The sequence below is a fragment of the Dyadobacter sp. OTU695 genome (genome assembly GCF_038440355.1).
Lineage (GTDB): Bacteria > Bacteroidota > Bacteroidia > Cytophagales > Spirosomataceae > Dyadobacter.
This window is the reverse complement of the sequence record NZ_JASATN010000004.1, coordinates 37,185-61,792: the sequence shown is the minus strand read 5'-3', so window position 1 is coordinate 61,792 and position 24,608 is coordinate 37,185. Positions and strand designations below refer to the sequence as shown.

The window sequence follows — 24,608 nt, the reverse complement described above, 5'->3', positions numbered from 1 at the left end:
CATCTTATAAGCTCATGAAGCATTTTTTAATATTCCTCGCACTTGCCTGCACGGCGCTGATTACCCAACCGGTATTCGCGTTCCAGGGCACAGTGGCGGCGGATACGATCTTTTTGAAGTCCGGCGGCAGGAAAATAGCGGAGATCACCGAAGTTTATCCCGATGTTGTAAAGTACCGTTCGGGCGATAGTAAGAACCTGGTTTCATTGCGGGTCGCTGATATTACCGAGATCGTCTATCAAAATGGCAGCAGGGATATTTTCAATCCGCTCAATCCGGGTGGAAAACCTGAAATAAGGTGGATGAAAAATCAGGTGTACAGTGACAAACCGGAAATAAGGCTGAACGCATGTGTGTTGAATGAAGCCGAAAATATCAGGGTTGAGGTCAACGGCGCGGCCAATCCCGTCGCCACGCGGTCGTTCAAAACGATGCCGGCTCAGGAAGAAGGTTGTGTGGGAGGCACGTTAGTTTCCCCCCAGATCATTTTAAACGACGGCAAAAACACTGTCAGGCTCCTTGCCAGCAATGACAAAGGGACTGGCTACTCGGAAACCTGGTCGATCATTTTTGAAAAAGCAAAGAAGCGCATTGCACTCGTGGTGGGTAACTCAGGGTATCAGACCGGCTCGAAGCTGCAAAATCCCGAAAATGATGCAAGAGCTATCTCTCAAAAACTGACCGGCCTCGGGTTCGACGTGATCGAGCGGATCGACGCCAGTCAAGGCGAACTTCGCGCTGCCGTAGCGCAATTCGGAAGTAGTGTGCAGAGCCAGGACCTGGAAGTCGCTTTGTTCTATTACGCAGGCCACGGAATGCAGATAGGGGGCAAAAACTACCTGTTGCCGGTCGATATCAACCCGCAAACCGAGACTGAGCTGAAAGTACTGGCGATTTCGGCAGATGATATCCTCGACCAAATGGCTGTGGCTGACGAAAATTCCCAGCGCACCAACATCATGATCCTCGACGCCTGCCGCGACAATCCATTAAGCCGCAGCTGGACACGCAGCTCGGGTAGCAAAGGACTCGCCGGCATGAGCGCGCCACCGGGTACACTCATTACGTTTTCAACCAAACCCGGCTTCACCGCCCTGGACGGCGAGGGCAAAAACAGCCCGTATACTTCCGAGCTGCTGAAAGCGCTGGATGTGCCCGGCCTGCGCCTGGAAGATATTTTCCGCACGGTGCGCATACGGGTGATGGAACTGACCAACAGACAGCAAATCCCGATGGAAAACAGTCTGCTTACCCGCGAAGTAGTCCTGCATCAGCCCAACTAGCATTTGACAGCCAGCTCAACTACCACGAAAAACGCCATGAAACGGCTGCTGATCGCACTGATCGTTACGTTACCGTTGCATTGCTCGTTAGGGCAGGCGCTGAGCCCCTATTACCAGATCAAATCGGCGGAACGCGTCAAACAGGTTCTTAAAGATTTTGAATCGGCCTTTGGCCTTCTCACCAATCCTTATATTACCGACCGGGACGAGCGTGACGAAGCCAACGACCGCATGCACGCGAGCCTGCGACGCGATGCCCGGTTTGAAAATGACCTCATACCCGACCATAAAGGCACCAGAACAATCGATTTCGACGAATACAAACGGATCGCATTCGTCGGGTACAAAAAAGGGGGCCTCTCTTTTCACTTTGATTGGGAAGAAGCTGAATTCCAATCGATTACTAATGGTTACCTCGTATTGTTTTACGGCAAAAAAACGCTTTTCGGCAGCTACCAGAGCCAAAAGCGCCTGCAACTGGAAAACGTTCCCTGCCGGGCCGGTGTATTTTTGAAAATGGACGGCAACCAGGTTGCAGAAGCCAGGATAGGCTTCATGGACACCGATCTAAAAAAGAAGAGCAATACTACCATTTCCCTCACCGACCAACGCAACCCGCTCGAACTGGTTACGCTTCCAGAGGTAATCGACAAACTCGCCCGACAAATCATCCACACACTGCCCGAAAAAGAAACCTGGAAGCTCTTCATTGAAGAAATCACCTTCGACGGGCTTGGCATCTCCAATGATTTTTCAAAACAATTGACCGGCACGCTGAAATCATCGCTTGCGCGCATGAGCAGCCATATCCGAACCGACCTGACCGATAGCTCCGGACCGTTGCTGAAACTGAAAGGCCGTTATTATAAATCGGGTAATTTTCTAAAAATCGGGGTACAACTTTTTGATGGTCTGGATCACGCCACGGGCTTTGTTCAATCATCGGAAATACTGCTGGCCAATGTCCCGAATGTTGAAATAGAACCCGCCGTAAAGCAGGTTGAGGACGCGTCGCGTGTACAGGCGATCGTGCAGACGGGGAAAGCGGACGAGCCCGTTGCAAGAGAAGATGAATTACTACTGGAAGTAAGTACCGACAAGGGATATGGCCCGCAATCGTATCGGGAAGGCGATGTTATGACGCTGAAAGTCCGTGCCAACAAGCCATGCACGGTGAGAATGATCTATCAGGATGCCTCCAAAAACCTTGTTCAGCTCCGGAATAAGGATTTCACTATTACGACCGATGCCGTTGGCAAATGGATTTATATGCCTGAGCAATTCGAATGCGCGCCGCCTTTCGGGTTTGAAATGCTGTTCGCCTATGCGACGGAAGGCCAATTCAAGCCCATCGGCAAAACTCAGTCGCAAAACGGTTTCACATTTATTCTCGACAACCTTAAAAATGTGGTGGAGCTGACAACCGGAGCCGGAGAAAGGCAAAAAATCGCCAGATGTACGATCCCCATTACGACACAGCCCCGCAGAAAAGCGCCTTAAATCTAAAAAAGAGAGCCCGTCGAAACCGTCGGACTCTCTCTCCTTGTAATAACCCACAGCCCGAAAACTTTGAGCCAACCGCAATGCCCCGGGTCGGCTTTCGGATCTTCGGGGTCGAGCGTTTATCCGCATAGTGGCGTAAACCTTATCACCATTTGGTAACTTTTTTCAATTTGTTTTACTCCAAACTTCCCGATCCGGCTCTTTTTTTTGCTTTTTTGCGTAAATATCGAGCTGAATGACACCCCAAGATTCCTGCAAACGCTACCGTGATTCTGACCTGTTATTTTACCAAGAGCTGCTTCTTGAAAAACGTGAAGCGTTCTCTTGTCTTTACCTCCAAACCTACGGGCAATGCGTTCCTTACGTAGTAAAACGGGGCAGTAACGAGCAGCAGGCAAAGGACCTTTTGCAAGACTGCCTGGCCATCTTTGTGAGCAAAATACGGGATCGCAGTTTTGTATACCAGGAGGGAGCCCGCATTAGCACTTACTTTCAGAGCATTTACATCAACCAATGGAAAAAAAGCCTTGATCTGACTGCCCGCCGTGGCGAAGTGGGCCTGGAAAGCATAATAAGTCCGGACGAGGAAGGCGAAGCATTTGAAACGAGCCTTGCAGCAACGGTTTTACAAGCATATGACGAGGAGGAACGGAACTGGATTTTCAAAAAACTCGACCGTGCTTTTAACCTCCTGGCCGAGGACTGCCGGAAAGTACTGCGGTGGTTCTACGTCGAGGACCGGTCGCTGCGCGATATTGCCGGCGAACTGGGCATGACAGAGGCCTCTGCCACCGTGAAAAGGTTCAAATGCGCGAAGTATCTGCGAGAAAAATTTCATTTGTAGTGATAATAATTGGCGAATGAAGCGTATCAACCACTAAAACATTACCAGCGAATCACGATTTGACATATGGAATTGTCGGAAGAAGCTTTTCATGAAATTCATCAATATCTGAGCGGCGGAGGCACTCCCGAAGAACGCGCGGCCTTCGAAGAACGGATGCGTGCGGACCAGGCCCTGGCCGGGGAAGTCGAGGTACAACTTCGCATTCGCAATGGACTGAAAGCGAATGAATATAAAAACCTGTTCAAGGACATTCACGCACAACTGGAAAACGACGGCCTGCTGCCGTCCGGTGCCGTAGAAGCTGATCCAGAACAAGGTAAAATAGTCCCGTTGAACGAGGAAGGCGGTTCCGCCTTGCGCTGGCCGTACTTTGCTGCGGCCGCAAGCATTCTCATCGCTCTCGGCCTCATTTGGTATTTCAATTCTCTGCCCACCAGCACCCCTGTCGCGTCGGACGTTCCAACGGTAGGAAAGCCGGCCGCAACGGACACCGTAAATCAAATACAGCCTTCATTGAACCCAGATACGGTAAAAACACAGCCCCGGCAGGAGCAGAAAAAGCCGCAAACGCTTCCGTCCAATGTGGACAGAACCGATTTTTTTGCAGATTACTTCAACGAAAACGTCGAGCTGGAAAGCCCGTTCTCGAAGGAAAAACTGGGACTGAGCCCGTCTGCTTTCAAACAATGGGGATCCGACACCGCACACGTTCGCCAGGCAGTGCGCTCACTCGCGGCGCAGGACAGCGAAACGGCCTTGCAGGAGTTGAAACAGGTGGAAACCAGCCGGTTCCCGCAGGTTAAGAACGCCGCCGCATGGTATATTGCCCTCGCCTATCTGCAACGGAAGGACCTCAAAAATTGCCAGGAACAATTGAAGAAAGTCGCGGCGGATCCTGAAAATCAGAACAGGGACAAGGCGGTCGAATTACTCAGGAAAATCAAGTAACTTTACAATACCCCCTATTGACGTTTGGTTCATGAAGAGACTTTTCACCTATATTCTGCTGACATCGATCGCCATTGCATGCCACATCGAGACGCCGCAAAGGCCGGCTTCGAAATTCACGTTTACACCCCCAAACGGATGCAAGGCACCATGCACAGTAACCTTTAAAAGTGAAGCCGAAAATGCAGAGAGCATTCAATGGGATTTCGGCGACGGCACCCTCCTATCAGGCAAAGACTCGGTAAGTCATGTGTTTGCGACGGCAAAAAGTTATCAGGTAAAATTAATCGTGAGAGGCGTCGATGGAGGCAGCAGTGCCAGCACGCAAACTGTAAATATCGAAGCGCCTTCCTCGGAAGCATTCAGCATGTCGGGCGATAAGAACTTCCCGACCGACATCGTAGCCGACGCAAATGGAAACGTCTATATTTCAGGCACCGGTAGAGGCGAAATTAACTTCGGTATTGGATTTACCCGCATTTTGTCCAAAGGTGCCGACGACTTCTTCGTGGCCAAATACAATAGCGCAGGCCAATGCCAGTGGGTGTATACAGATGGCAGCGCAGGTGACGATCATGCCAATGCCTTAGCACTTGATAGTAAGAACTTTGTATACCTGACAGGCTTTGTTAGTGGCCAGATAACGGGCAAAGCAACATCCCCCAAAGGCGGTCTCGATGGATTCGTGACAAAAATAAATGGCTCAACCGGTATACCGGACTGGTTCACTACGTTTGGCGGACCGCTAAACGACCAGGGACGGTCGTTGGCATTTTACCAGGCTGGCGAGGGCCCGAAATTGTACCTGACCGGTACGATCGAAGGGATAAATCTAAATAACGATATTGAGTTCGATAACTTTCGGACGAAGGCCGATAACCGGGATGGCTTTCTAGTGCTACTGAATGCCACTAATGGCACTTTTGGAAAGCCTACTATGATGACGGGTCCGGATATACAGGCTCCCGAGGCAATAGCTGTCGACGATTACGGGAACGCGTACATCACAGGTGCGTTCCTGAAAACCATCAAACTCCCTTTCCTCTCGCTTTTAAGCGTCGATAGTGTGGATGTTTTTGTCACCAAATGGAAACCTATTGGCGAGACTTTTCAATGGATTGCCCGCGCAGGATCGACCGGAGTTGATTTTGCCTACGACATTATAGTGGATGAAAATTCTAAAAATGTATTCGTGACCGGAATGCATAGCGGTCCTTTGGGCGAACTAGAACTTAACAGTGCCAGTGACGAAAATGTTTATCTCGGCAAATGGGATTCCAACGGCCAGGTTCAGAATGCACGCAATGGGTTCAGCGAGGGAAATAAAGATTACCATGGCGGCATCGCATTTGCTTCGAACGGAGACATTATTCTGGCAGGATCTTTCAATGGCAAAGGGTGGTTCCCTATGAATAGCGAGGCGTCCATAAGAAGCAAAGGCAGCACAGACATCATCATCACCAAGGTTGATCCCAATCAACTCAACCCTACAATCGATAAGCCCGTAACGGATGGAGGGATGGACGAAGACCGGGTAAACAAGATTTGTGTTGTTAATGGCTACGTATATGCCGCGGGATGGTTTTACGAGCCATCCACGTTCAACGGCGTCACTTTACAAGGGACAAGCTACCCTATTCCAAACACTTTTGTTGCTCGTTATAAACTTTGAGAAACGTTATTTTAACAAACATCAAAAAAGAGCAGGCGAACCACCTGCTCTTTTGTTTTTGATTGTGAAGCCATTGCCTACACTTGACAATACCTAGACGAGCGGAACGGCGTTTCGTTACACCCGTACCGATTCTTTCTGTTCCAGTACGCCGTCGATCACTTCGTCCAGCGCCTCATTCAAAGCTTTGGGTGACTCGAGCATCGGATAATGGCAGGTGCCTGCTATCTCGATCAACGCGTAGCCGTTGACGGCATTTTGCTCCAACGCTTCCACGTTGGTAGGCATGTAGTTGACATTGATAAGGTTCATTTTAGTCTTCAATAATGGCAGCGCGGCCCGCTCGATCCGGTCCATAACGAAAAATTGCGGCAGGGTTTGCTGTCCCATGAGCTCGTAGGAATTGCGGTAAGCAGCTACAATTTTGTCGGCGATCCATTGCGGGGTTTGCGGGGTAAGGAGCACCATCCGCGCGTAATGCTCGTTCGTGTCGGCATAGGCTTTTTGCGAACCAGCGATTATTTCATCGACCTGACTTTCATATTCCGGCGGAAGCGGGGTCGCGAGATTTTTGAAATTGTCGACAGCTATGAAACCGATAACGGGGTCGGGATATGCGCTTGCGGCCATGAGTATGAGGTTCGCACCGAGCGAATGGCCGATCAGGATCACGTTTTTAAGTTTCAATTCCTTGATCAGGTTGACAACATCCTCAGCCATCCCCTGAAGCGTCCACTCTTCCCGGTTGGTCCCCGATTCGCCGTGACCGGCCAGGTCCATCGTCACAACGCAGTATTTCTCTTTAAAAAACGAAACCTGCTCTTTCCAGTAAGTCTGATCGATGAACGAGCCGTGCACAAAAAGTAATGTCGCAGGGCCTTCGCCGTAAATCTTGTAGCTGATGGGTGTACCATTGCTGAGGATTGTGTTCATAGGGTTGTCTGTTGAAGTAAATACTAATTTCACTTCAAAGAAACCGCGCCAGAATGACAACCCATTGTCAGTAATGTTTTAAAAAATATAATGTAATGCGGATCGTTTGAATCGTCGTTACATGCCTGACGGCATTTATGAGCCGTTGATGACCGGCATTGCTGCCAATATTATTTCGCTAACGCGATTAGGCGTCCATCACCCCAGTGCCGTCAGGCACGTAACATGGGTAGTATACCCGCGCATGTTCCGGAATTGAAATCCCGTAGGGATGCAACAACAATTCCGGCACGTTACAATATTTTCATAAATGCCACAAGCGCCTTTTTTTCTGAATCTTTCAAATTCAGTTTATCGAACGGCAAAGTCTGGTTTTCAAGATTAAAACCTAAACCATTACCTCCCCCACGATCATAGAAATCCACTACTTCCTCTAATGTCCTGAAAACACCGTTGTGCATGTAAGGTGCCGTGAGCGCTACGTGGCGCACAGTGGGCGTTTTGAATGCATAACGGTGCGGCTCGCGTTTGGTGAGCACAAATTTGCCAACATCGGGATCGACGGTCTTTCCTTCTGCCGTAGCAGGAGTACCGAGCACTTCACTTTCCGTTTCGAGGTAAGCCGGAGGTACCGTGCCGTTGAAAAGCGGGAAGAAATGACAAGTGGCGCATTTGGCCTTCCCCATAAAAAGGTTGAAACCCGACTTTTCCTCGACAGTTAAGACATCCTCGGCGCCGCGAAAATGGCGGTCCAGGCGCGAATCGAGCGAGGATAGCGAACGAATGTAGCTGGCAATGGCATTTTTGAGATTGCTTTCCGTAATGCCGTCGGAATAAGCTTCCTGGAACAGCTTTTGCGCGTCTCCTTGCTTGCGTAACGCGGCTACGGCATCGGGAAGCGAGCCGTGCATTTCCTGCGGGTTGCGGATCACATCGCCGGCCTGGTCTTCGAGGAACGTTACGCGGGAGTCGGCAAACTGGGCGGCTTGGAATGAGGCATTCAATAAGGTAGGCGCATTGCGGCTGATCCGCATGCCATTGAAACCGATTGCAAAGCTCTTGGGCTCGCCATCGGTGAATGCTTTTTCTGGCTGGTGGCAAGTGGCGCACGTACGGCCCGAGTTGTTGGATAGTATTGGATTGAAAAACAACATTTTACCCAAGGCAACACGCTGGGCGGTCATGGTCTGCTCCTCAAAATTGACGAAGTAGCTGGCATTGAATACGCCCGAATCCGTCAACGTGCGCGCAGTTGGGGAGAGCAACCTTTTTTCCGTAAAAACAGGGATACCCAAGGCCTTCTGGGCATCCAGCAGCCGGCTGCTGAGCGGATTGCCGTATACTTTGATAAATTCCAACCTGTCGAACGAATTGAAATCCGGCGATTTGCCGATATACCCGATAGCAGCGTCGAACGAACTGTCCAGCTGAACGGCCAATGCATTGCCGGCCGTATAATGTCCCAGCTGCTTTTGGATGCTCCCCAGCGCGGCGGCTACTTCGGGTAGCGAATGAAACGCGACCGGCGAATCGAAACCGGTAATACCCATTGAAATAACCCGGAAAATTTCCAGCCGCATGGCATCGAATATATGACTGTCAGTCAAATCGTTGGTTTCTGAAATTTTACGAAGGCGGTTCACATTCGCCCTGATAACGTCGGCTGCATGCAGCATATCAGGATACGCATCCATTGCCACTTCGGGAAATACCATTTCTTCCAAAACCTGAAAACCCTGCGGCTCATTTACGCGCAGGTCATCGTCGACTTCCGGGATGTTAGGGCCATTGAGGGCGCGGGTGGTTTCGGGACTGTAATAGGCCGAAATGAATTCCACACGCTTGTAAGCCAGACGGGCACGTTTGAACGATTCCTGAATAGCGGCCGGATCTTTGGTACGGATAGCTGCCTGCAAACGGCTCGCGGCGCTGTCCAGCGAGTTGATATCCTCCATGAAGGTTCGTTTGACCTTCCCGGCAGGTGCTGAATTTTGGCCTGTGGGCCCGGGGCTCGTCAGCCACCAGATCAGGCAGACGATCAGCGGGATGATGATGATCAGGAAAAGTGAAAAAAGCAGCCTCCTGTGGCGGTAGATGAATGAATTGGGGTTACGCTCGAATTTCAGCATGGTGCAGGAGTGGGTATTGATTCAAAAGGAAACTCCTGGCCCGAAAATTCCGGCCAGGAGTCTGAAAACTATGTAATTAACGAGGCAGACCTTCAATAAGGATCAGTTGGCTGGCCTGGTTCTCCGATTTACGGACAGAACCGCCGTCGACGCCCTTGTATTTATCCCCGCGCCAGGTATGCCCCTGGATGCCGAGCATGAAAGTATTGGCACGGCCGGTAACATCCGACACGTCGATCATACCACTGCTTTCCCATGAGCCGAGCGCAGAAGTGCCGCCAACATTGTATTTGGCCGCATCAGCCTCGGTACGGCGATGATCGATTTCGAGAACAGGAGTCAATTGTTTGGTATTGAGATTGAACTGATATACATAGCCATCATGTTTTTCGTCGCCATAACCGTTCGGATCTTCCATGATGTACACGTAATCGAAGGTCGCGCAGACGTTGTCCGGGTTCTGGAAAGTCTTTGCGATCCCGTTGCGGTCGTCGCCGTCGAGCAATACTTCCAACTTGCCTTTGGTAGGGTCGTTTGCATCGAGTACCACACGGTAAATACGACCGTATTTCGTACGCGAGTAGTCGGCATTTACGCCGCTGTTATCCTGGCCTGTTACCGCGAAAATCACCTCGCGGCCCTGCGCAGCCCCGCCCTTGCGGTAATCCACATCTTCCACCCGGCCGAATTTGATCGCCTTCAGATCATTTACTTTTGCGTTGATCTGCACTCCGGTCAACGTCTTGTGGTTATCGATTTTTACAAACTCTACATCATACATTGAACCAGGTACCATATCCCTTTCTTTCTGATTGTTGTCGACACGTTTCAGCATGTAGAGCGAGCCGTTATCGAGGTCGCCCACCGTGTTTGACATATACATGGCCACCTGACCGCCATTCACATCCGAATCGTCGTCCCCGATCACAATCACCGTTTTACCGGGATACGCGGTTTTAGGAAGTGGAACCGCGTTTTCAGCGCTCCAACGGCCCAGGCCAGCCACTTCGCGGGAGATATTGGCCTGACTCACATTCGCATCCACATTCAATGCGTGTGTGCGCGACTCCTGGCCACTTTCGCCGGAAGTCAGGAAAACAGGGCCAAAACCATGCTCGACAGGCGTTACCAGCGTGCCCGAGCACAAGCGCCAGGTTCCTCCGTCGGAATTAAGCACGTACTCTCCTTTTACCGGTTTGAAACCTTTGTCCAGTGTAATGCGTGAAACAGAGAAGTTGTCCTCGTTATTCACCAGGATCGTATAATTACCGTCCGGGTTCTGAAAAAGACCGGCTCCATCGGCAGAGCCTCCGAATACGTACCCCGGCGACTGTTCGAGCTGGTCGTCGCTGCTAAGCAATGAATAGAGCTTCACATTGCTGGCCGAAACACGGCCATTGGTGGCACCGGGGAGCAATTTGGCAAGTACGGGTGTTACCGAGCGGTTTTGGAGGGTAATATCCGGACTGTTCGGATCGCGGTGGTCCTGGCACGCGCCAAGTGCAAGAATGCCGGCCAAAGCGGTGTAAGTAAATAAAGGCTTCATGGTGGACATAAACTGATTAAGTGAAATAGTAGCACAAAGAACAGCCATTCACTTTGCGCGGAGTTTATGCATTTATTACCAGTTTGTTAAGATGGTGTTGTGCCGGTGGTCAACATAAAACATTTTGCATAGCTATCCCGCCGTTCTATCTTTGCGCCCTTACTATCAATCATATGCCGAAGCTTCAAAAAACACTTATAACAACGCTCATTGCCGGGGCATTACTTACACCGTTTGTATCCACTGCGCAAAACAAAACCTGGAAACCACCGTTTATCCAGGCCGAATGGTCGAAAGACTACCGCCCTTTCCGCATTGCCGGCAACCTGTATTATGTGGGCACTTACGACTTAGCATGCTATCTGATCGCCACGCCCAAAGGCCATATTTTAATTAACACAGGCCTGGAAGGTTCGGTACCGCTCATCCGGAAGCATGTGCAGGCGCTGGGCTTCAAGTTTGAAGACATTAAAATACTGCTCGCTACGCATGCGCATTACGACCACGTGGCGGGTATGGCGGCCATTAAGCAGGCTACCGGCGCCCAACTGATGATACAGGAAAAGGACGCCAAAGCGATGGCCGACGGCGGCGCTTCCGATTATGCGCTGGGCAGTCATGGCGCCAGTTTCGAGCCGGTCCAGGTCGATCGGTTGTTGAAAAACGGCGAAATTATCAAACTAGGCACCATGCAGGTAAAGTTGCTGCACCATCCTGGCCATACGCCCGGGGCGAGCAGCTTTTCGTTCTCGGTGCGAGACGAAAAGCGGGCTTACAAAGTTTTGATTGCCAACATGCCAAGTATTCTGGACGAAACCAAGCTCTCAGGTATGGCCGGATATCCCGAGGTGGGCAAGGATTATGCGAAGACACTGGCATCGATGAAAAACGAGCAGTTCGACATCTGGCTGGCATCGCATGCAAGCCAGTTTGACCTTCATGAAAAACACAAACCGACCGACCCTTACCGTCCGGAAGCCTTTTTTGACAAAGCGGGTTACGACAAGGCAATCGCCAACCTGAAAAAGACTTACGATGAAAAGCTTAGGCAAAAATAATCAGGCGGGAGAGAACGCCGGCACGTTCTCTCCCGGCAAAAAAATGTGAAAAGTAGTGCCACTCCCCTCTTCCGTTTCAAACCAGAGCCTTCCTCCGTGCGCCTCGACGATCTTTTTTGAAATATACAAACCCAGACCGAAAGCCTGCTCTCCGGCTGTACCTGGGCGCTTAGAGGTTGTGAACGGGTCGAAAATGTTGGCAATAGCCGCTTTGGGAATGCCCAACCCGTGATCCTCCACTGAAATCGTAACGCCGCTATTTGACTGCCCCACTTTGACCCGGATCGTTTCGCCATCGGGGCTGAACTTGATCGCATTGACAATGAGATTATTCAGAACGCGCAGCAGCTTGTCTGGATCGGCATTCACTACGATATGCGACGGTTCTTCCAGGATAAGCCGCTGGTTCTTTTCCGCCGCGCGGAATGTCAGCAGGGTTACTGCATGATCAAGGAAGACGGACAGATCGACCGATTTCTTCTGTAATTCAGCTTCCTTGAAATCAAAGTCGGTTTGAAGTAAATCGCTGATCATATGCAGGCAGCTCGTGCTCGATTCGCGGATCAGTTCGATATACTGGCGGGTCTCGTCGGCCGTAGTATCCCCTTCCTGCAACAACGAACACAGCGCATTGATGCCGCCGATCGGATTGCGGAGGTCATGTGCGACGATCTTAATTAGCCGGGCGTAGTTCTGGTTGCTTTGTTCCAGTGCGTCGGTGGTCGATTCCAACTGCCGGAACTGCATCGTCAGTACGCGGTTGGTCTTTTTGCTGAGCTTCCAGTTCCGCCAGAGGATGACGATACTCAGCAAGGTCAGCACACACACGGCCACAGCCAGCGCCAGTAGCTGCGCATTATATTTCGACTTCAATTGCTCGGAGATCAGCTGCTGGTCTTTGACGGCATATTCAATATAATCGATCCCCGAAACGCGGTCGATATCGGCCTGCTCCTCGTATAGGTTCAATAACTTTTGACTATAAATGAATGCATTGGCATTGTCTTTCCTGCCCAGATAATAATCGTACAGCTTCTTGCATACGTCGCGCGCGTACATGCGATAGTTCTTTTGCTCGGCCAGATCGAGCGCTTTACGATAGAACTGAATGGCTTTGTCGCGGTCCCCGGGAAGGTAATAATTGCCCAGATCCAGCAGGATATCCATACTGAGGTAGTTCAATTCCAGCGCCAGCGTATTGTTGAGGGTCTTTTCCAGTAATGTCACGCCCCGCTCCCTTTGGCCTGATTCGATAAGCGTGGTCGCCCGCAGCTGATCTATCGCCAGTTCGAGACGGATATCCCGATACTTTTTTGCAATGCCATAAGCCCGGTCGATCAGCACATTACGGCGGTTTCCTGCGAATTTTTGAGGATAAAGCAGCATATAATTATAGATAACCAGCGCGGTAATCGAATCGTGCTCGATGCGATCGCCAAGGGCAACGGCACGGTCATAGTTGGCCTGCGCCTTGTCATGGCGGCCGCTAATATGGTATACCGAACCGATGTTCATCAACGTCTGCACGATATTGGACGAATCGCCTAAGGTCACATATTGGTTATACGCGTCGTTATAATAGCGCAATGCGAGCTGTATATTTCCTTTGATATCGAACACTATACCCAGGTTGTTGGTAGCATCAGCCAGTCCTTTCTGGTAATAATTCCGGGAGGCTATCTGCCTGGCCTGCAAGGCATAATAGAGCGTACTATCTGCATTTTGTTCATAAAGAAGCAGGGAAATCCTATTGAGTACATCGACGTAACTTGAACTATCCCGGATCGAAGAAAGACTTTGTTGAAGCTCGCGGATCCTGCCCACCTGAGGCCAGGCTGGCCAGGAGAGAAAAAGCAATAGCACCAAGCAAATGCAGACACCTTTCACGGTACCAAGTCGCGTCATATTAGACCAAAAACACTTCGAATAAATATTACAAACTTTCGTGGCAAATCCAAAAAAAATGCGCCCTTTTGGGGCGCACCCACCGCTTCTGAAGGCGGTGTTCTGTCATCGGTTTTAGTTATTATTTTTAACCCTTTTCCGTCGGATTAGGTCGACGGAAACCGGGATCGGCGATGGTCGGTTAATATCCCGGGTTTTGTTTGAGTTGCGGCGATGAGTTCAATACCGTCTGCCCGATCGGGAAAATCTCGGTGTGGTTGTCGGCATCAGGCGTTTTGTCCCACCAGATCCCTTTGTTGAATACACCCCAGCGGATCATATCGGTTCTGCGGCGACCTTCCACCAGGAACTCCCTACCCCATTCGTCGATCATTTCCTGGTCGGTAAGTTGGCTTCCATCAGCTTTATAAAGGCTCGCCGAGCCGGTTGGATAATTGCGCTTGCGGACCGCATTGAGTAATACCGCCGCCGAAGCCTTATCACCTGCCCGGTATTTGCATTCAGCGAGCGAATAGTATATTTCTGCAAAACGGATCTCCGCATAGGCCGAAGAAATCTTGTTCAGATCATCACTCGGATAGAATGGATACTTCACCGGGAAAATACCCGAGTTGTTATCCGCATTGTTCATATTCGAAGTCTTGTCGGCGATCGGCGTTCCTGGCTTCGCATCGAGGAACTTGCCTACCTGATCGCGGAAATACAATGGATATGGCCCTTTGAAGCCGCGCACCGTGTCGGGCTTGCCTGCGGAGTTGGTGTAAGTCAGATACCCGTGCAAAAACATTCCCTCGCGTTTGCTGTTACCCAGGTTTTTGTATTTTTTCAAACGGACATCGTCCGGGTACTTCTGGAATTTTACGAACGGCTTGCCCAATGCATGGGGATATTCCTTTCCATCGACATCGAGGCCGGGCTGCATTGCGTACTTAGGGTTTGCATTACCAAAGTCAGTGAATCCGAAATAGTTCGGCGCCAGGTTTGGCAGCATCCAGAAATACATACCGCCGTCATACTGCCAGTGCGTAAGCCCGAAACTGCCCGGAAAGCCGAATACCGTTTCTTTCGAGGTGGCATTGTTGTAGTCAAACGGGGCGTCCCAACGTGATTCGAGGGCATAGGTTCCATATTTGCCGTCGATCATTTCCTGGCAAAGTTTGGCGCAGTCGGCAAAACGGTCGGTACCGGTATAAACCTTCGCATTCAGGTAAAGCCGCACCAGCAGCGAAACTGCTCCACCCTGCGTCCAGCGGCCTACCGCGTTCGCTCCGAGGCTCTGTACCGTCGGCAACTTCGGCAGCGACTCTTTGAGCTCCTGCTCGATGAATGCAAAAGCCTCCTGAGGCGTTACCTGCGGGCCGCCCGTGGTTTCGCCTTTCACCTTGGTTACGATTACAATATTGCGGTAGAAATCAAGCAGGCGAAGGTTCAGCCATGCACGCAGCGTGCGCAGCTCAGCGATCATGCCATCGAGCTCAGCCTGTGTCATATCGAATTTGGACGGATCTTTAATGGCCTGCAAATCTTCCAGCGAATTGGTTGCCAGCGTCACACCACCGTACAATGCATTCCAGGGATCGGAGGTGAAACCGTCGTTTGGTGTCCAGGTGTGGTAATGCACCCGCTGGAACTGCCCGCCGTCGAACCAGTCGCCCTGGCGGTTCGGGGTCATGATCTCGTCGGAACTGTTTTCCTGCAACATAAACGTGTTGCCTCCCTGAATACTCCAATAGCTGTGTTCGAATGCGCGCAGGAAATCGCGGGTGACGTCTTCGCGCGTTTGAAGGAAGTTGCCGGAAGTAATTCGGTCGTAAAGCTCCTCGTCAAGGTTGGTACAGCCCACAGTCGACAGCAGCAGCACGCCCGCACCTACCCGAATTGTGTTTTTTAATATATTAATGCTTTTCATTGTATCTCAAAAATTAGAAGGTTAGCTGAACGCCCAGCAGCAATTGAGTGGTCGACGGATAGTAGTTCAGCGTGCCGTTATTGTCGCTGTTTTTGTTCACGCCCGGGTAAAGACCGTTGACATTGATCAGGTCAGGATCGCCGCCGGTAAATTTCGTGAATGTAGCCAGGTTGCGGCTCGTCGCGTAAATGCGCACCGATTGCAGGAACTTGGTCTGGATCGGCTGGGTATAGCTCAGGGTTATATTGTCGACTTTCAAAAATCCACCCTGTTCGAGGAAGTAATCCGACAATGTTGAATAAGTGGTAGGGCTCGTCAGTTTCGAATATTTGCCGCCATCGTAGGCCGAAGTCAGCACATTGGCATTCTCCTGTGTCGCCGGTGTACCCAGGTAGAATGCGTAGGTATTGAACAGCTTATAGCCAAACGAACCACGCAGGAACACGCTCAGGTCCCACCGCTTGTATTTGAAATTGTTGGAAAGCCCCATTGTAAACTTCGGCAGACCGTTTCCGACAAATTGCTTGTCGTCGTTGGTAGCCTGGTTGCCGGGGATCACTTCGCCCTTTTTATTGTACACCAGCAATGCCCCCTGCTCGTTCACGCCGGCCGATTTGAGCGCGTAGAAGCTCCCTATCCGCGTGTCTTCCTGCAAGCGCTGCAAGGTGCCCGGACTACCCGGCGCCGGCATACCTACGACATCCACATACTTCTGGCCCTTGAAAAGCGCATTCGAGAATGATACGAATTTGTTGTTGTTATAAGCGCCGGTGAAACCAAGATCATAGGTGAAGTCCCCTTTCCGAAGCACGGAAGCATTCAGCTGCAATTCGACGCCCGTGTTGCGCATCGTACCCACGTTCGCGAAGGTCTGTCCCTGAATATTGGGCGGGTTAGAAACATTGTAATTACCCAGCAAATCCCTGTTGGTGCGGATGTAGTAGTTCAGGCTACCGGAAACCTTGCTGCCGAACAGTTCGAAATCAAGGCCAGCATTGAAGTTGGCCGCTTTTTCCCAGCGCAGATCGTAGTTGGTGTTCTGGCTGGGCCCCCATACCTGGTAGTTATTGCCATTGTACAAATAGTAGCCATAGCCGCCGTAGGTATCAAGCGAAAGATAGTTGCCAAAATCCTGGTTGCCGGTCTCGCCATAATCCGCTCGCACTTTCAGTTCGTTCAGCCAGGAAATGTCTTTCAGAAAACTCTCCTGGGTTGCGCGCCAGGCTACGGAAGCCGCAGGGAAGTAGCCCCATTTGTTGGCATAACCGAATTTGGATGAGCCTTCGCGGCGCAAGCTGGCCGACAGGTAATACTTCTGATCAAAATCGTAGTTCAAACGGCCGAAGAATGCGATCAGTTTAGAGGAGTTTTTGTAAGAACCCACATTGTTGATACCCTGCTGCAAATTCCACAAGCCACTACCCAGGTTATTGTAGGTCAATACATTGGACGGAAAATTCTCATTCTTCGCATTGAAACCCGACGAGGTAAAATACTGGTAGGAATACCCGCCGAGCAGCTTGATCGAATGCTTGTTCAGGTCCAGGTAATAATTACCAATCCATTCAAAGCTTTTCTGGTCGTTCTCTTCCAGGATTTGCTCGCCCGTATTCCGCTTGCTCCCGTTGACAATCGTCGTAAGCGTCGAGGGTGAAAACAGATACCTTCTCATGGAGGAATTCACCTCACCGACGGTCACGACCGTATTCAGGTTTTCGAGGATATTGATTTTTGCAGAACCATTCATATCCAGCAGCTTGTACTCGCGGTCGGACTTGACGCCCTTAGCGACTTCAACCGGGTTGTTGGCAAAAAATCCGGATGTCAGATAAGCATACTTGCCGGTTGAGTCGCGTACGGAGAGCGTCGGGTTTAGGGTCAGTGCGTAATTGAAACCGCTGTAATCGGCATCGCTATTTTTGGTATAGCGAGGCGCAGCAGTGAATGCCAGTTCGACGATGTTGTTGGCTGTCTTGTGGTTGATGTTAATCCTTCCACCGTATTCGCGCTTGCTGGAACGAAGGTCGAGACCGTTCGCATCGCGGTAGTCGAGGGAAGTAAAATAATTGGTTTTGCCATTACCGCCCGAGAATTGGAGGGTATGCTTGTGCGAGAACGACGGGTTACGTTTGACCGCGTTCATCCAGTTGGTATTGCCGCCAAAGTCCACGCCGCGCTTGTGGGCCAAAAAATCGTCTTTTGAAAGCACTTCCAACTGATTGGTAGCCCAATCGAAAGTAGTGTAACCGTCATAGAATATACGCGAGTTTTCCGAGCCTTTCTTGGTCGTGATTACGATCACCCCGTTGCTGCCGCGCGTCCCATAGATGGCAGATGCTGCACCACCTTTCAGGACGTCGATCGACTCGATCTCGTTCTGGTTGATGTTGTCGATATTACCGCCCGGCACGCCGTTGATGACAAACAAGGGACCCAGACCGGCACTTCTCGACGACGCCCCGCGCAACTGAATGCTGGGAGAAGAGTTAGGGTCCGCCGCAGCGGTGTTGGTCACCGAAAGCCCTGCCACCTTACCCTGAATGGCCATCAGCGGATTATTACCGCCCACACGAAGCAGGTCTTTGCCCGAAAGGTGCGTAATGGCGCTGGAAACCTCCTTTTTATTAAGGGAACCATAACCGATCACGACCACTTCGTTCAGCGTTTTCTGATCTTCTGCGAGCACAATTTCAAATGAGGTCTTTCCGGCAACATTCACTTCCTGGCTTACATAGCCCACATTGGAAATGGCGAGCGTTGCGGTGGCGCTGCCGACCTGTAATTTAAATGAACCGTCGGCCTCCGAAACCGTTCCGTTGTTTGTTCCCTTTTCAACGATAGAAACGCCCGGCAGCGGTCCCTGGGAATCGGAAACTTTACCGGAAATTTGCACGGTATTCTGCGCGCTGGCCTGCCAGGCCGATAATATCAGCAGGATACAGCCCAACCATGCGGTTGCCCGCGCAAAGGAATGTCCCGGCCGCAGGTGTATGCCCTGGCCGGTCAATTTGTATAATTTCATTTTCATGAAGGATAGTTAGGTGAAAAGCCCAGCAGCGTTGTTACTTTTTAATTATAATATTGGATTAATTAAGAATGCTGCGAAGTTCCGGGTTTAGCAGGTAACGGGATGATCGTTTTGTCTCAATTTTGAATCAAAATGTCTCACCAAATATTTTTATGATTTAACTAAGATTTTAGTGGATATCTTTACATGTCGGTTGTCCCAGGTTGTGTGTTTATATGTAGTTAAATTGGTGAGAATATTTGTTTCCATCCTGCTTCTCTTTCTGACTGCTAAGCGGGTTTGTGCGCAGGAAATTCCATTCTATTTCCGTAATTACCAGGTCTCCGACGGACTTTCAGGTAATGCGGTGGGCGAAATCGTGCAGGACAAAAAGGGTTTTATGTGGTTTGCGAGCCGCAATGGGCTCAACCGTTTCGATGGCCACACTTTCAGGATTTTCCAGAACATCGCAGGAGATTCGCTCAGCATCGGAAGCAATTCCATTTTTGCATTATATGAAGACTCCGCGGAAAAGCTCTGGGTAGGTACCCACAAGGGCGTGTACCGCTACGATCCTGTCGCGGACCGATTCGACGCATTCCGGCTAATCCCCGCCGGCGAGGTGCTCGAAATCCGCGGCGACCGTAATGGCAACATCTGGGTCATTTCCGATCTTACATTATACCGCTTTCATATCCGCACAGGCCGGGTCTCGCGCATCGACCTCGGAAACGACCAGCCGATCTCGCTCCACGTCTCACCGGCGGGAGCCGTTTGGGTAGCGTGCAACAACGGGGTTGTACGACACTACCAGCAGGACACCGGCCGTTTCGAAGCATTTAATGTCGGCGAACTTTCGGGCATCAGGGATATTTACGGCGCCACCACATTACATGCCGTCGGCGACTCTTCGTTACTGATCGGCACGATGAAGAAGGTTTTGCTTTTAAATTTTGTAAAAAACCGGGTTCGTGACCTCACTGCCGCCGGACAACCCGGGGAGGACATACAGGTACACACGATCTTTCAAAAAAGCAGCCGCGAGTTCTGGCTCGGCACCGAATCGGGCCTTTACATTCTCGACCTGGGCTCGGGCCGCTCACAACACATTGTCCGCGAGCAGTTCAACCGGTATTCCATTAGCGACAACATTGTCAATTGCATCCTGCGCGACCGTGAGGGCGGTATCTGGATCACCACGCAGTTCGGCGGGATCAATTATTATTCAACCCAGTTCAACAACTTCCGCAAGTTTTTTCCAAAACCCGGTAATAGCATCAGCGGCAGCATTGTCCATGAGATTACCAAAGACCAATACGGTCATTTGTGGATCGGGACGGAGGATGCGGGACTGAACCGGCTCGATGTCCGGACCGGCCAGTTCAAAGCCTTTATCCCCAACGGCCGGCCTGGCAGCATTTCTTACCATAATCTCCACGGGATGGTGGCTGACGGCGACGAGCTGTGGGTGGGAACCTATGAGCACGGGCTCGATGTGATCGATTTACGTACCGAACGGGTGATCCGGCATTACAATTCCTCCGCCAACCCGCGTTCGCTGAGCAGCAATTTTATTGTAACATTATATAAGACCCGCGCAGGCGACATTCTGGCAGGTACCTGGATGGGACTTTGCCGATACGACCGCGCTACCGACGACTTTACACGGCTGCCGTTCTTCAATGCCCAGGTTCAAAGCATTCACGAGGACGCGGAAGGAACGATCTGGGCGGCCAGCTACGGGGGCGGCGTTTATTATTTCAACCCCAAAACACAAAAGCAGGGGCGGATTCGGTATAGCGCCGACCGCCCCGAAGGTCTGCCCGATAACTACGTCAACAGCATTTACCAGAGCTCCGATAAAAGCATCTGGCTTTGCACCGAGCACGGGCTTTCGCGCTACAATCCGGAAACCAGCAAATTCCGCAACTACCGAAAAACTGACGGGCTGCCCGATAACCAAGTATTCAGGGTGTTGGAGGATGATGCAGGTAATTTCTGGATCACGACCTCGCGCGGGCTGGCGAAGCTGGATGGCCGCACCGACCGGTTCACCAATTTCCATACGGGCAATGGCCTTCCTACCGACCAGTTTAACTACAATTCATCGTACAAGGATTCCGACGGTACGCTCTACTTCGGCACGGTGGCTGGCATGGTGGGTTTCAAGCCTGCCGCATTGCTGCGGAATGCATTTGTGCCGCCGGTTTACATTACCCGCTTGCAGGTCAATAACCGCGATATCGATGTCCGGCAGGAAGATGCTCCGCTGAAACAGTCGGTGGTTTATGCGAACGAGCTGACTTTACCTTACCAAAGTTCGAGCGTGAGCTTCGATGTAGCGGTGCTGAGCTATGTGATTCCCGAACAGAACAGCTATCAATACCAGCTCGAAGGACTTTCGCAGGAATGGCTGCCGTTCCACAGCAACAGCCGGCGGATCCAGTTTTCGAAACTGCCTCCGGGCGAGTATACATTAAAAATTCGCGGGGCCAACAACGATGGCCTTTGGAATAAGCGCGAAACCAGGCTGCGGATAACCATTTTGCCGCCGTTCTGGGCTACGGGCTGGGCCTACCTGATTTATGTGGTGCTGATAGTGAGTATTATTGTAGTAATTTTTCGTTACTATTTTCTCGCCCTCCATGAGAAGAACCGGCGGCAGATCGAGACGATGGAAATGGGGAAAGAACGGGAAATTTACAATGCCAAGATCGACTTTTTTACCAATGTAGCGCATGAGATCCGCACGCCGCTAACGCTGATCAAGATGCCGCTCGACAAGCTACTGGTGAGCAGAAAGTCGGACCTTGAAATGATTGAGAGTTTGAATATGATTGATAAAAACACCTCCCGACTGATTGATCTTACCAACCAACTCCTCGACTTCCGAAAGGCGGAGGCTAATAATTACAGCCTTAATTTTACCAAAACCGACATTAACGACCTGCTGAACGATGTTTTCGCTACGTTCCGTCCGGCAGCCGAGCAAAAACAGCTTCAATACAAACTCGAATTGCCGCGCATTACCTTACAGGCATTCGTCGATGAAGAGGCTTGCAAGAAAATCACGAGCAACCTGGTCAGTAACGCGATCAAATATGCCGAAAGCCGGGTAAATGTGAAGCTTTCGCCATTCAACAGCGACGACCTGCTTTTCCATATCGAATTCACCAACGACGGCCCGCCGATCGGCTACAACGACCGCGACCGCATTTTTGAGCCCTTCTACCGCGCGGAAGGTCACAGCAAGGAACCGGGAACGGGCATCGGTCTCCCCCTCGCACGCTCACTTGCGGAGCTGCACAAGGGGACGCTCGAGCTGAAACGCTCGGAGCTCGACCAGAATACCTTCCTGCTTTCCATTCCTATTCACCAGGATTATGAGCTGGATCTGAATAAGGAAGATCAAAGGGACCTGAACGGTTCGGCTGGAACAAATGAGGCAGGACAAAACGCCACCAGCCCAAACAAGCCCAACGTGCTGCTGGTAGAGGACAATGCAGAAATCCTGGGCTACCTTGGCCGGGAGCTGAGCCTGGACTACAACATTTTCAGGTCGGGCGACGGCCGGCACGCGATTGATCTTTTGCAGGAAGAAAACATCCATCTGGTAATCAGCGATATTATGATGCCTGTGATGGACGGCATTGCGCTATGCCGCGAGATGAAAAACGACATCCGTTTCAGCCATATTCCGATTATTTTACTGACTGCCAAGAACTCGATCAGTTCGAGGATTGAGGGGCTGGAAGTGGGTGCGGATGCCTATATCGAAAAGCCTTTCTCACTCGACCATTTGTCGGCGCAGATCACCAACCTGCTCCAAAACCGCGACATTATCAAAGACTACTTTGCACGCTCGCCGCTTACGCACATCAAGGGCATAGCGTTCTCGCGCGCAGACAAGGATTTCCTCGAACAGCTCAACGCCATTATCACCGAGCACATTGCAGACAGCGATCTGGATGTGGATATGCTTTCGTCGAAAATGAATATGAGCCGCCCTACCCTATACCGGAAGATCAAAGGCATTTCGGATATGACGCCCAATGAGTTGATCAACCTTTCGCGCCTCAAAAAAGCGGCTGAACTGCTTGCGGAGAAGAATTACAAGATCAACGAAGTGGCAGATATGGTCGGATACAGTGTTCCGACCAACTTTTCACGTGACTTTCAAAAGCAGTTCGGGGTAAGTCCGTCGGGGTACGTGAATGCGTTGTAAGTTAATAGTCGGCGACGATGGAGACCTGCCGAACTGGCTTAGCCATGCGCGACGGGCCATTGCTGAATGATAATACCCAGTTGCCGGTCGGTGAGCGCGAACTCGCGGGCACCCCAGGGCCTAAGAGTAACCTGGCTGAGATTGGGATGAAGATAATGCGGATGGGTCGAAACGATTTGCTGGTAAACCGACTCTATATCATCGGTTACCAGTCTAAACTCAGGGTTGTGTTCCCTTGCAAGACTTTCATTTTCAAAAACATTTAACTGTAACCCGTCCTTTTCGATCACACAAAAAGGATTACGGCTTTTCAGCTCGTCGTGCACAATCCTAAATTCGAGGCAGTCGACGAACAATTTCAGGCCGTCATTGATGTCCACGTAAAATACGTTGGGTACTAGTCTGGTAAATTTCATCTCCGCTTTTTGTTATTTTTTGAAGAATTCGCCGAAATGCCACAATATCCCCGAAGGGTCATGGACAAAACACTCACGTCCCCAATGCTCGGAACGGATCGGTACAAGACGCACATTTTTGTATTTCGCCGGGAGATCCAGTTTCAGGAGCTCATCCCAGAAACGTTGGACATCTTCCACCTCAAGAAACACCATCGTATTATCCACCCAGTCGCGGTTGAATGCATTTTGCAGATAGAAGCCGTAACTGCCGGTTTTAAAAAGGGACATCGCCGGCGACAGTTCCACTTCCTGGAAACCCAGGTCACGGTAAAATGCTCTTGATACTTCAAAATCGACGGCTCCTATAAACGGGCGAATAGACAGTGCTTGATGATCCATTGTAACTTCGGTTGTTTTCCACCAAAAGTAAAACATTAGCCAGATCATTCATCTTGATCGAAATCAAGAAACGGCGCCGTTTGCAATGGCATTCCTCACCCTGCTGAGGGTTTCAGGCGTGACTTTAAGATACGAGGCGATTATCTTCAATGGAAATGCATGGATCAATTGCGGGCTATGGCTGAGCACAGACAGGTACTTTTCCGTTGGCGTCATGGATTGGTCAAAAAACTGCATTCTTTTGAATGCCCCTTCCAGCACCCTGTTGAGCTGCAAAAACGCCGTTGACCCGCCCGTCAGGTGGTGGACGGCTTCCAGGCTGATCTCCATGATGCGACTGTCGGCAAATGCTTCCATAAAAACCGTGGAAGGACGCTGGGTAATCAGGCTCTCGTAGTTAAGGAACCATTCGCCGGCAACATGCAGGTTGATCACATTATGCTCCGACTCGGAAACCATATCATATTGCTGAACCGCCCCATCCAGAAGATAGTACAAGGACCTGGCCACCTCCCCTTTTCGAAGCAGAAATTCATGTTTACCGACCTGGCGAACCTGGGCCTGTTTTTCGAAAAGCAGCACCTCATGATCGAGGTAATTACCCGTCGCCCTTAAAATATCCGAATACATATACAGATGTTTTTCACAATTCCCGAAAATACGGGTTTTGCAGTATTAGGAAAAGCGTCCGGGGCGGTCTGGGAATTTGTTTTTTGTGTTAAAATCTAAGGAAAGATTAAAACTGATTAAACGGTAAATGAGCTTGTACATCAAGTGTTTAAATTAAGGGTTGATAGCAAACAAACCCTCCCCGACTATGACTGAAAACGAATTCCTTGAGCAAGC

16 protein-coding genes are annotated in these 24,608 nt (G+C 50.7%); 7 read left to right on the top strand and 9 right to left on the bottom strand.

Translation table 11 applies throughout. From position 1 onward, the window contains the following. Positions 1-14: 14 nt before the first annotated feature. The 5 genes from AAHB90_RS10425 (at position 15) to AAHB90_RS10405 (ending at position 6,253) form a co-directional block, all read left to right on the top strand. Positions 15-1,283, top strand: coding sequence for a caspase family protein (locus tag AAHB90_RS10425; protein ID WP_342084923.1), 1,269 nt, complete (start codon positions 15-17; stop codon positions 1,281-1,283). Positions 1,284-1,319: 36 nt separating this feature from the next. After that, positions 1,320-2,783 (top strand): hypothetical protein, encoded by a 1,464-nt coding sequence (locus AAHB90_RS10420; protein ID WP_342084922.1) that lies wholly within the window; start codon positions 1,320-1,322, stop codon positions 2,781-2,783. 238 nt (positions 2,784-3,021) lie between these two features. Continuing rightward, positions 3,022-3,630 (top strand): RNA polymerase sigma factor, encoded by a 609-nt coding sequence (locus tag AAHB90_RS10415; protein ID WP_342084921.1) that lies wholly within the window; start codon positions 3,022-3,024, stop codon positions 3,628-3,630. A gap of 66 nt (positions 3,631-3,696) precedes the next feature. Continuing rightward, complete coding sequence (locus AAHB90_RS10410) at positions 3,697-4,581, top strand: hypothetical protein (RefSeq protein ID WP_342084920.1); 885 nt, start codon at positions 3,697-3,699, stop codon at positions 4,579-4,581. A 31-nt stretch (positions 4,582-4,612) separates the two neighbouring features. Next, on the top strand, positions 4,613-6,253 hold the full coding sequence (locus AAHB90_RS10405) for a PKD domain-containing protein (RefSeq protein ID WP_342084918.1): 1,641 nt from the start codon (positions 4,613-4,615) through the stop codon (positions 6,251-6,253). A 117-nt stretch (positions 6,254-6,370) separates the two neighbouring features. On the opposite strand, the gene AAHB90_RS10400 is transcribed toward AAHB90_RS10405, so the two are convergent. The 3 genes from AAHB90_RS10400 to AAHB90_RS10390 form a co-directional block, all read right to left on the bottom strand. Next, positions 6,371-7,186 (bottom strand): alpha/beta fold hydrolase, encoded by an 816-nt coding sequence (locus tag AAHB90_RS10400; RefSeq protein WP_342084916.1) that lies wholly within the window; start codon positions 7,184-7,186, stop codon positions 6,371-6,373. Positions 7,187-7,479: 293 nt separating this feature from the next. Next, entirely contained in the window at positions 7,480-9,315 is a 1,836-nt protein-coding gene (locus tag AAHB90_RS10395; protein WP_342084915.1) for a cytochrome c peroxidase, read from the bottom strand. Positions 9,316-9,391: 76 nt separating this feature from the next. Further along, on the bottom strand, positions 9,392-10,861 hold the full coding sequence (locus AAHB90_RS10390; RefSeq protein WP_342084914.1) for a hypothetical protein: 1,470 nt from the start codon (positions 10,859-10,861) through the stop codon (positions 9,392-9,394). Between the two features lie 173 nt (positions 10,862-11,034). On the opposite strand from AAHB90_RS10390, the gene bla reads away from it, so the two are divergent. After that, on the top strand, positions 11,035-11,919 hold the full coding sequence (gene bla / locus AAHB90_RS10385) for a subclass B3 metallo-beta-lactamase (protein WP_342084913.1): 885 nt from the start codon (positions 11,035-11,037) through the stop codon (positions 11,917-11,919). On the opposite strand, the gene AAHB90_RS10380 is transcribed toward bla, so the two are convergent. From AAHB90_RS10380 to AAHB90_RS10370, 3 genes are all read right to left on the bottom strand, one after another. Further along, positions 11,920-13,824, bottom strand: coding sequence for an ATP-binding protein (locus tag AAHB90_RS10380; RefSeq protein WP_342084912.1), 1,905 nt, complete (start codon positions 13,822-13,824; stop codon positions 11,920-11,922). It lies immediately after the preceding gene. Positions 13,825-14,005: 181 nt separating this feature from the next. Continuing rightward, positions 14,006-15,733 carry a RagB/SusD family nutrient uptake outer membrane protein gene (locus tag AAHB90_RS10375; protein ID WP_342084911.1) on the bottom strand — a complete coding sequence of 576 codons (1,728 nt, stop codon included), beginning with the start codon at positions 15,731-15,733 and terminating at the stop codon, positions 14,006-14,008. Between the two features lie 13 nt (positions 15,734-15,746). After that, a complete protein-coding gene (locus tag AAHB90_RS10370; RefSeq protein WP_342084910.1) occupies positions 15,747-18,761 on the bottom strand; it encodes a SusC/RagA family TonB-linked outer membrane protein in 3,015 nt (1,004 codons plus the stop codon). Positions 18,762-18,990: 229 nt separating this feature from the next. Here AAHB90_RS10370 and AAHB90_RS10365 point away from each other — a divergent pair, with 229 nt between their 5' ends. Continuing rightward, positions 18,991-22,965 (top strand): hybrid sensor histidine kinase/response regulator transcription factor, encoded by a 3,975-nt coding sequence (locus AAHB90_RS10365; RefSeq protein ID WP_342084908.1) that lies wholly within the window; start codon positions 18,991-18,993, stop codon positions 22,963-22,965. A gap of 38 nt (positions 22,966-23,003) precedes the next feature. Here the strand turns inward: AAHB90_RS10365 and AAHB90_RS10360 are convergent, their stop codons facing one another. The 3 genes from AAHB90_RS10360 to AAHB90_RS10350 all read right to left on the bottom strand — a co-directional run bounded on the left by AAHB90_RS10360 (position 23,004) and on the right by AAHB90_RS10350 (position 24,392). Further along, positions 23,004-23,381, bottom strand: coding sequence for a hypothetical protein (locus tag AAHB90_RS10360; protein ID WP_342084907.1), 378 nt, complete (start codon positions 23,379-23,381; stop codon positions 23,004-23,006). 12 nt (positions 23,382-23,393) lie between these two features. Beyond that, positions 23,394-23,762 (bottom strand): glyoxalase, encoded by a 369-nt coding sequence (locus tag AAHB90_RS10355; RefSeq protein ID WP_342084906.1) that lies wholly within the window; start codon positions 23,760-23,762, stop codon positions 23,394-23,396. A gap of 63 nt (positions 23,763-23,825) precedes the next feature. Then, complete coding sequence (locus tag AAHB90_RS10350; protein WP_342084905.1) at positions 23,826-24,392, bottom strand: Crp/Fnr family transcriptional regulator; 567 nt, start codon at positions 24,390-24,392, stop codon at positions 23,826-23,828. Positions 24,393-24,608: the final 216 nt, after the last annotated feature.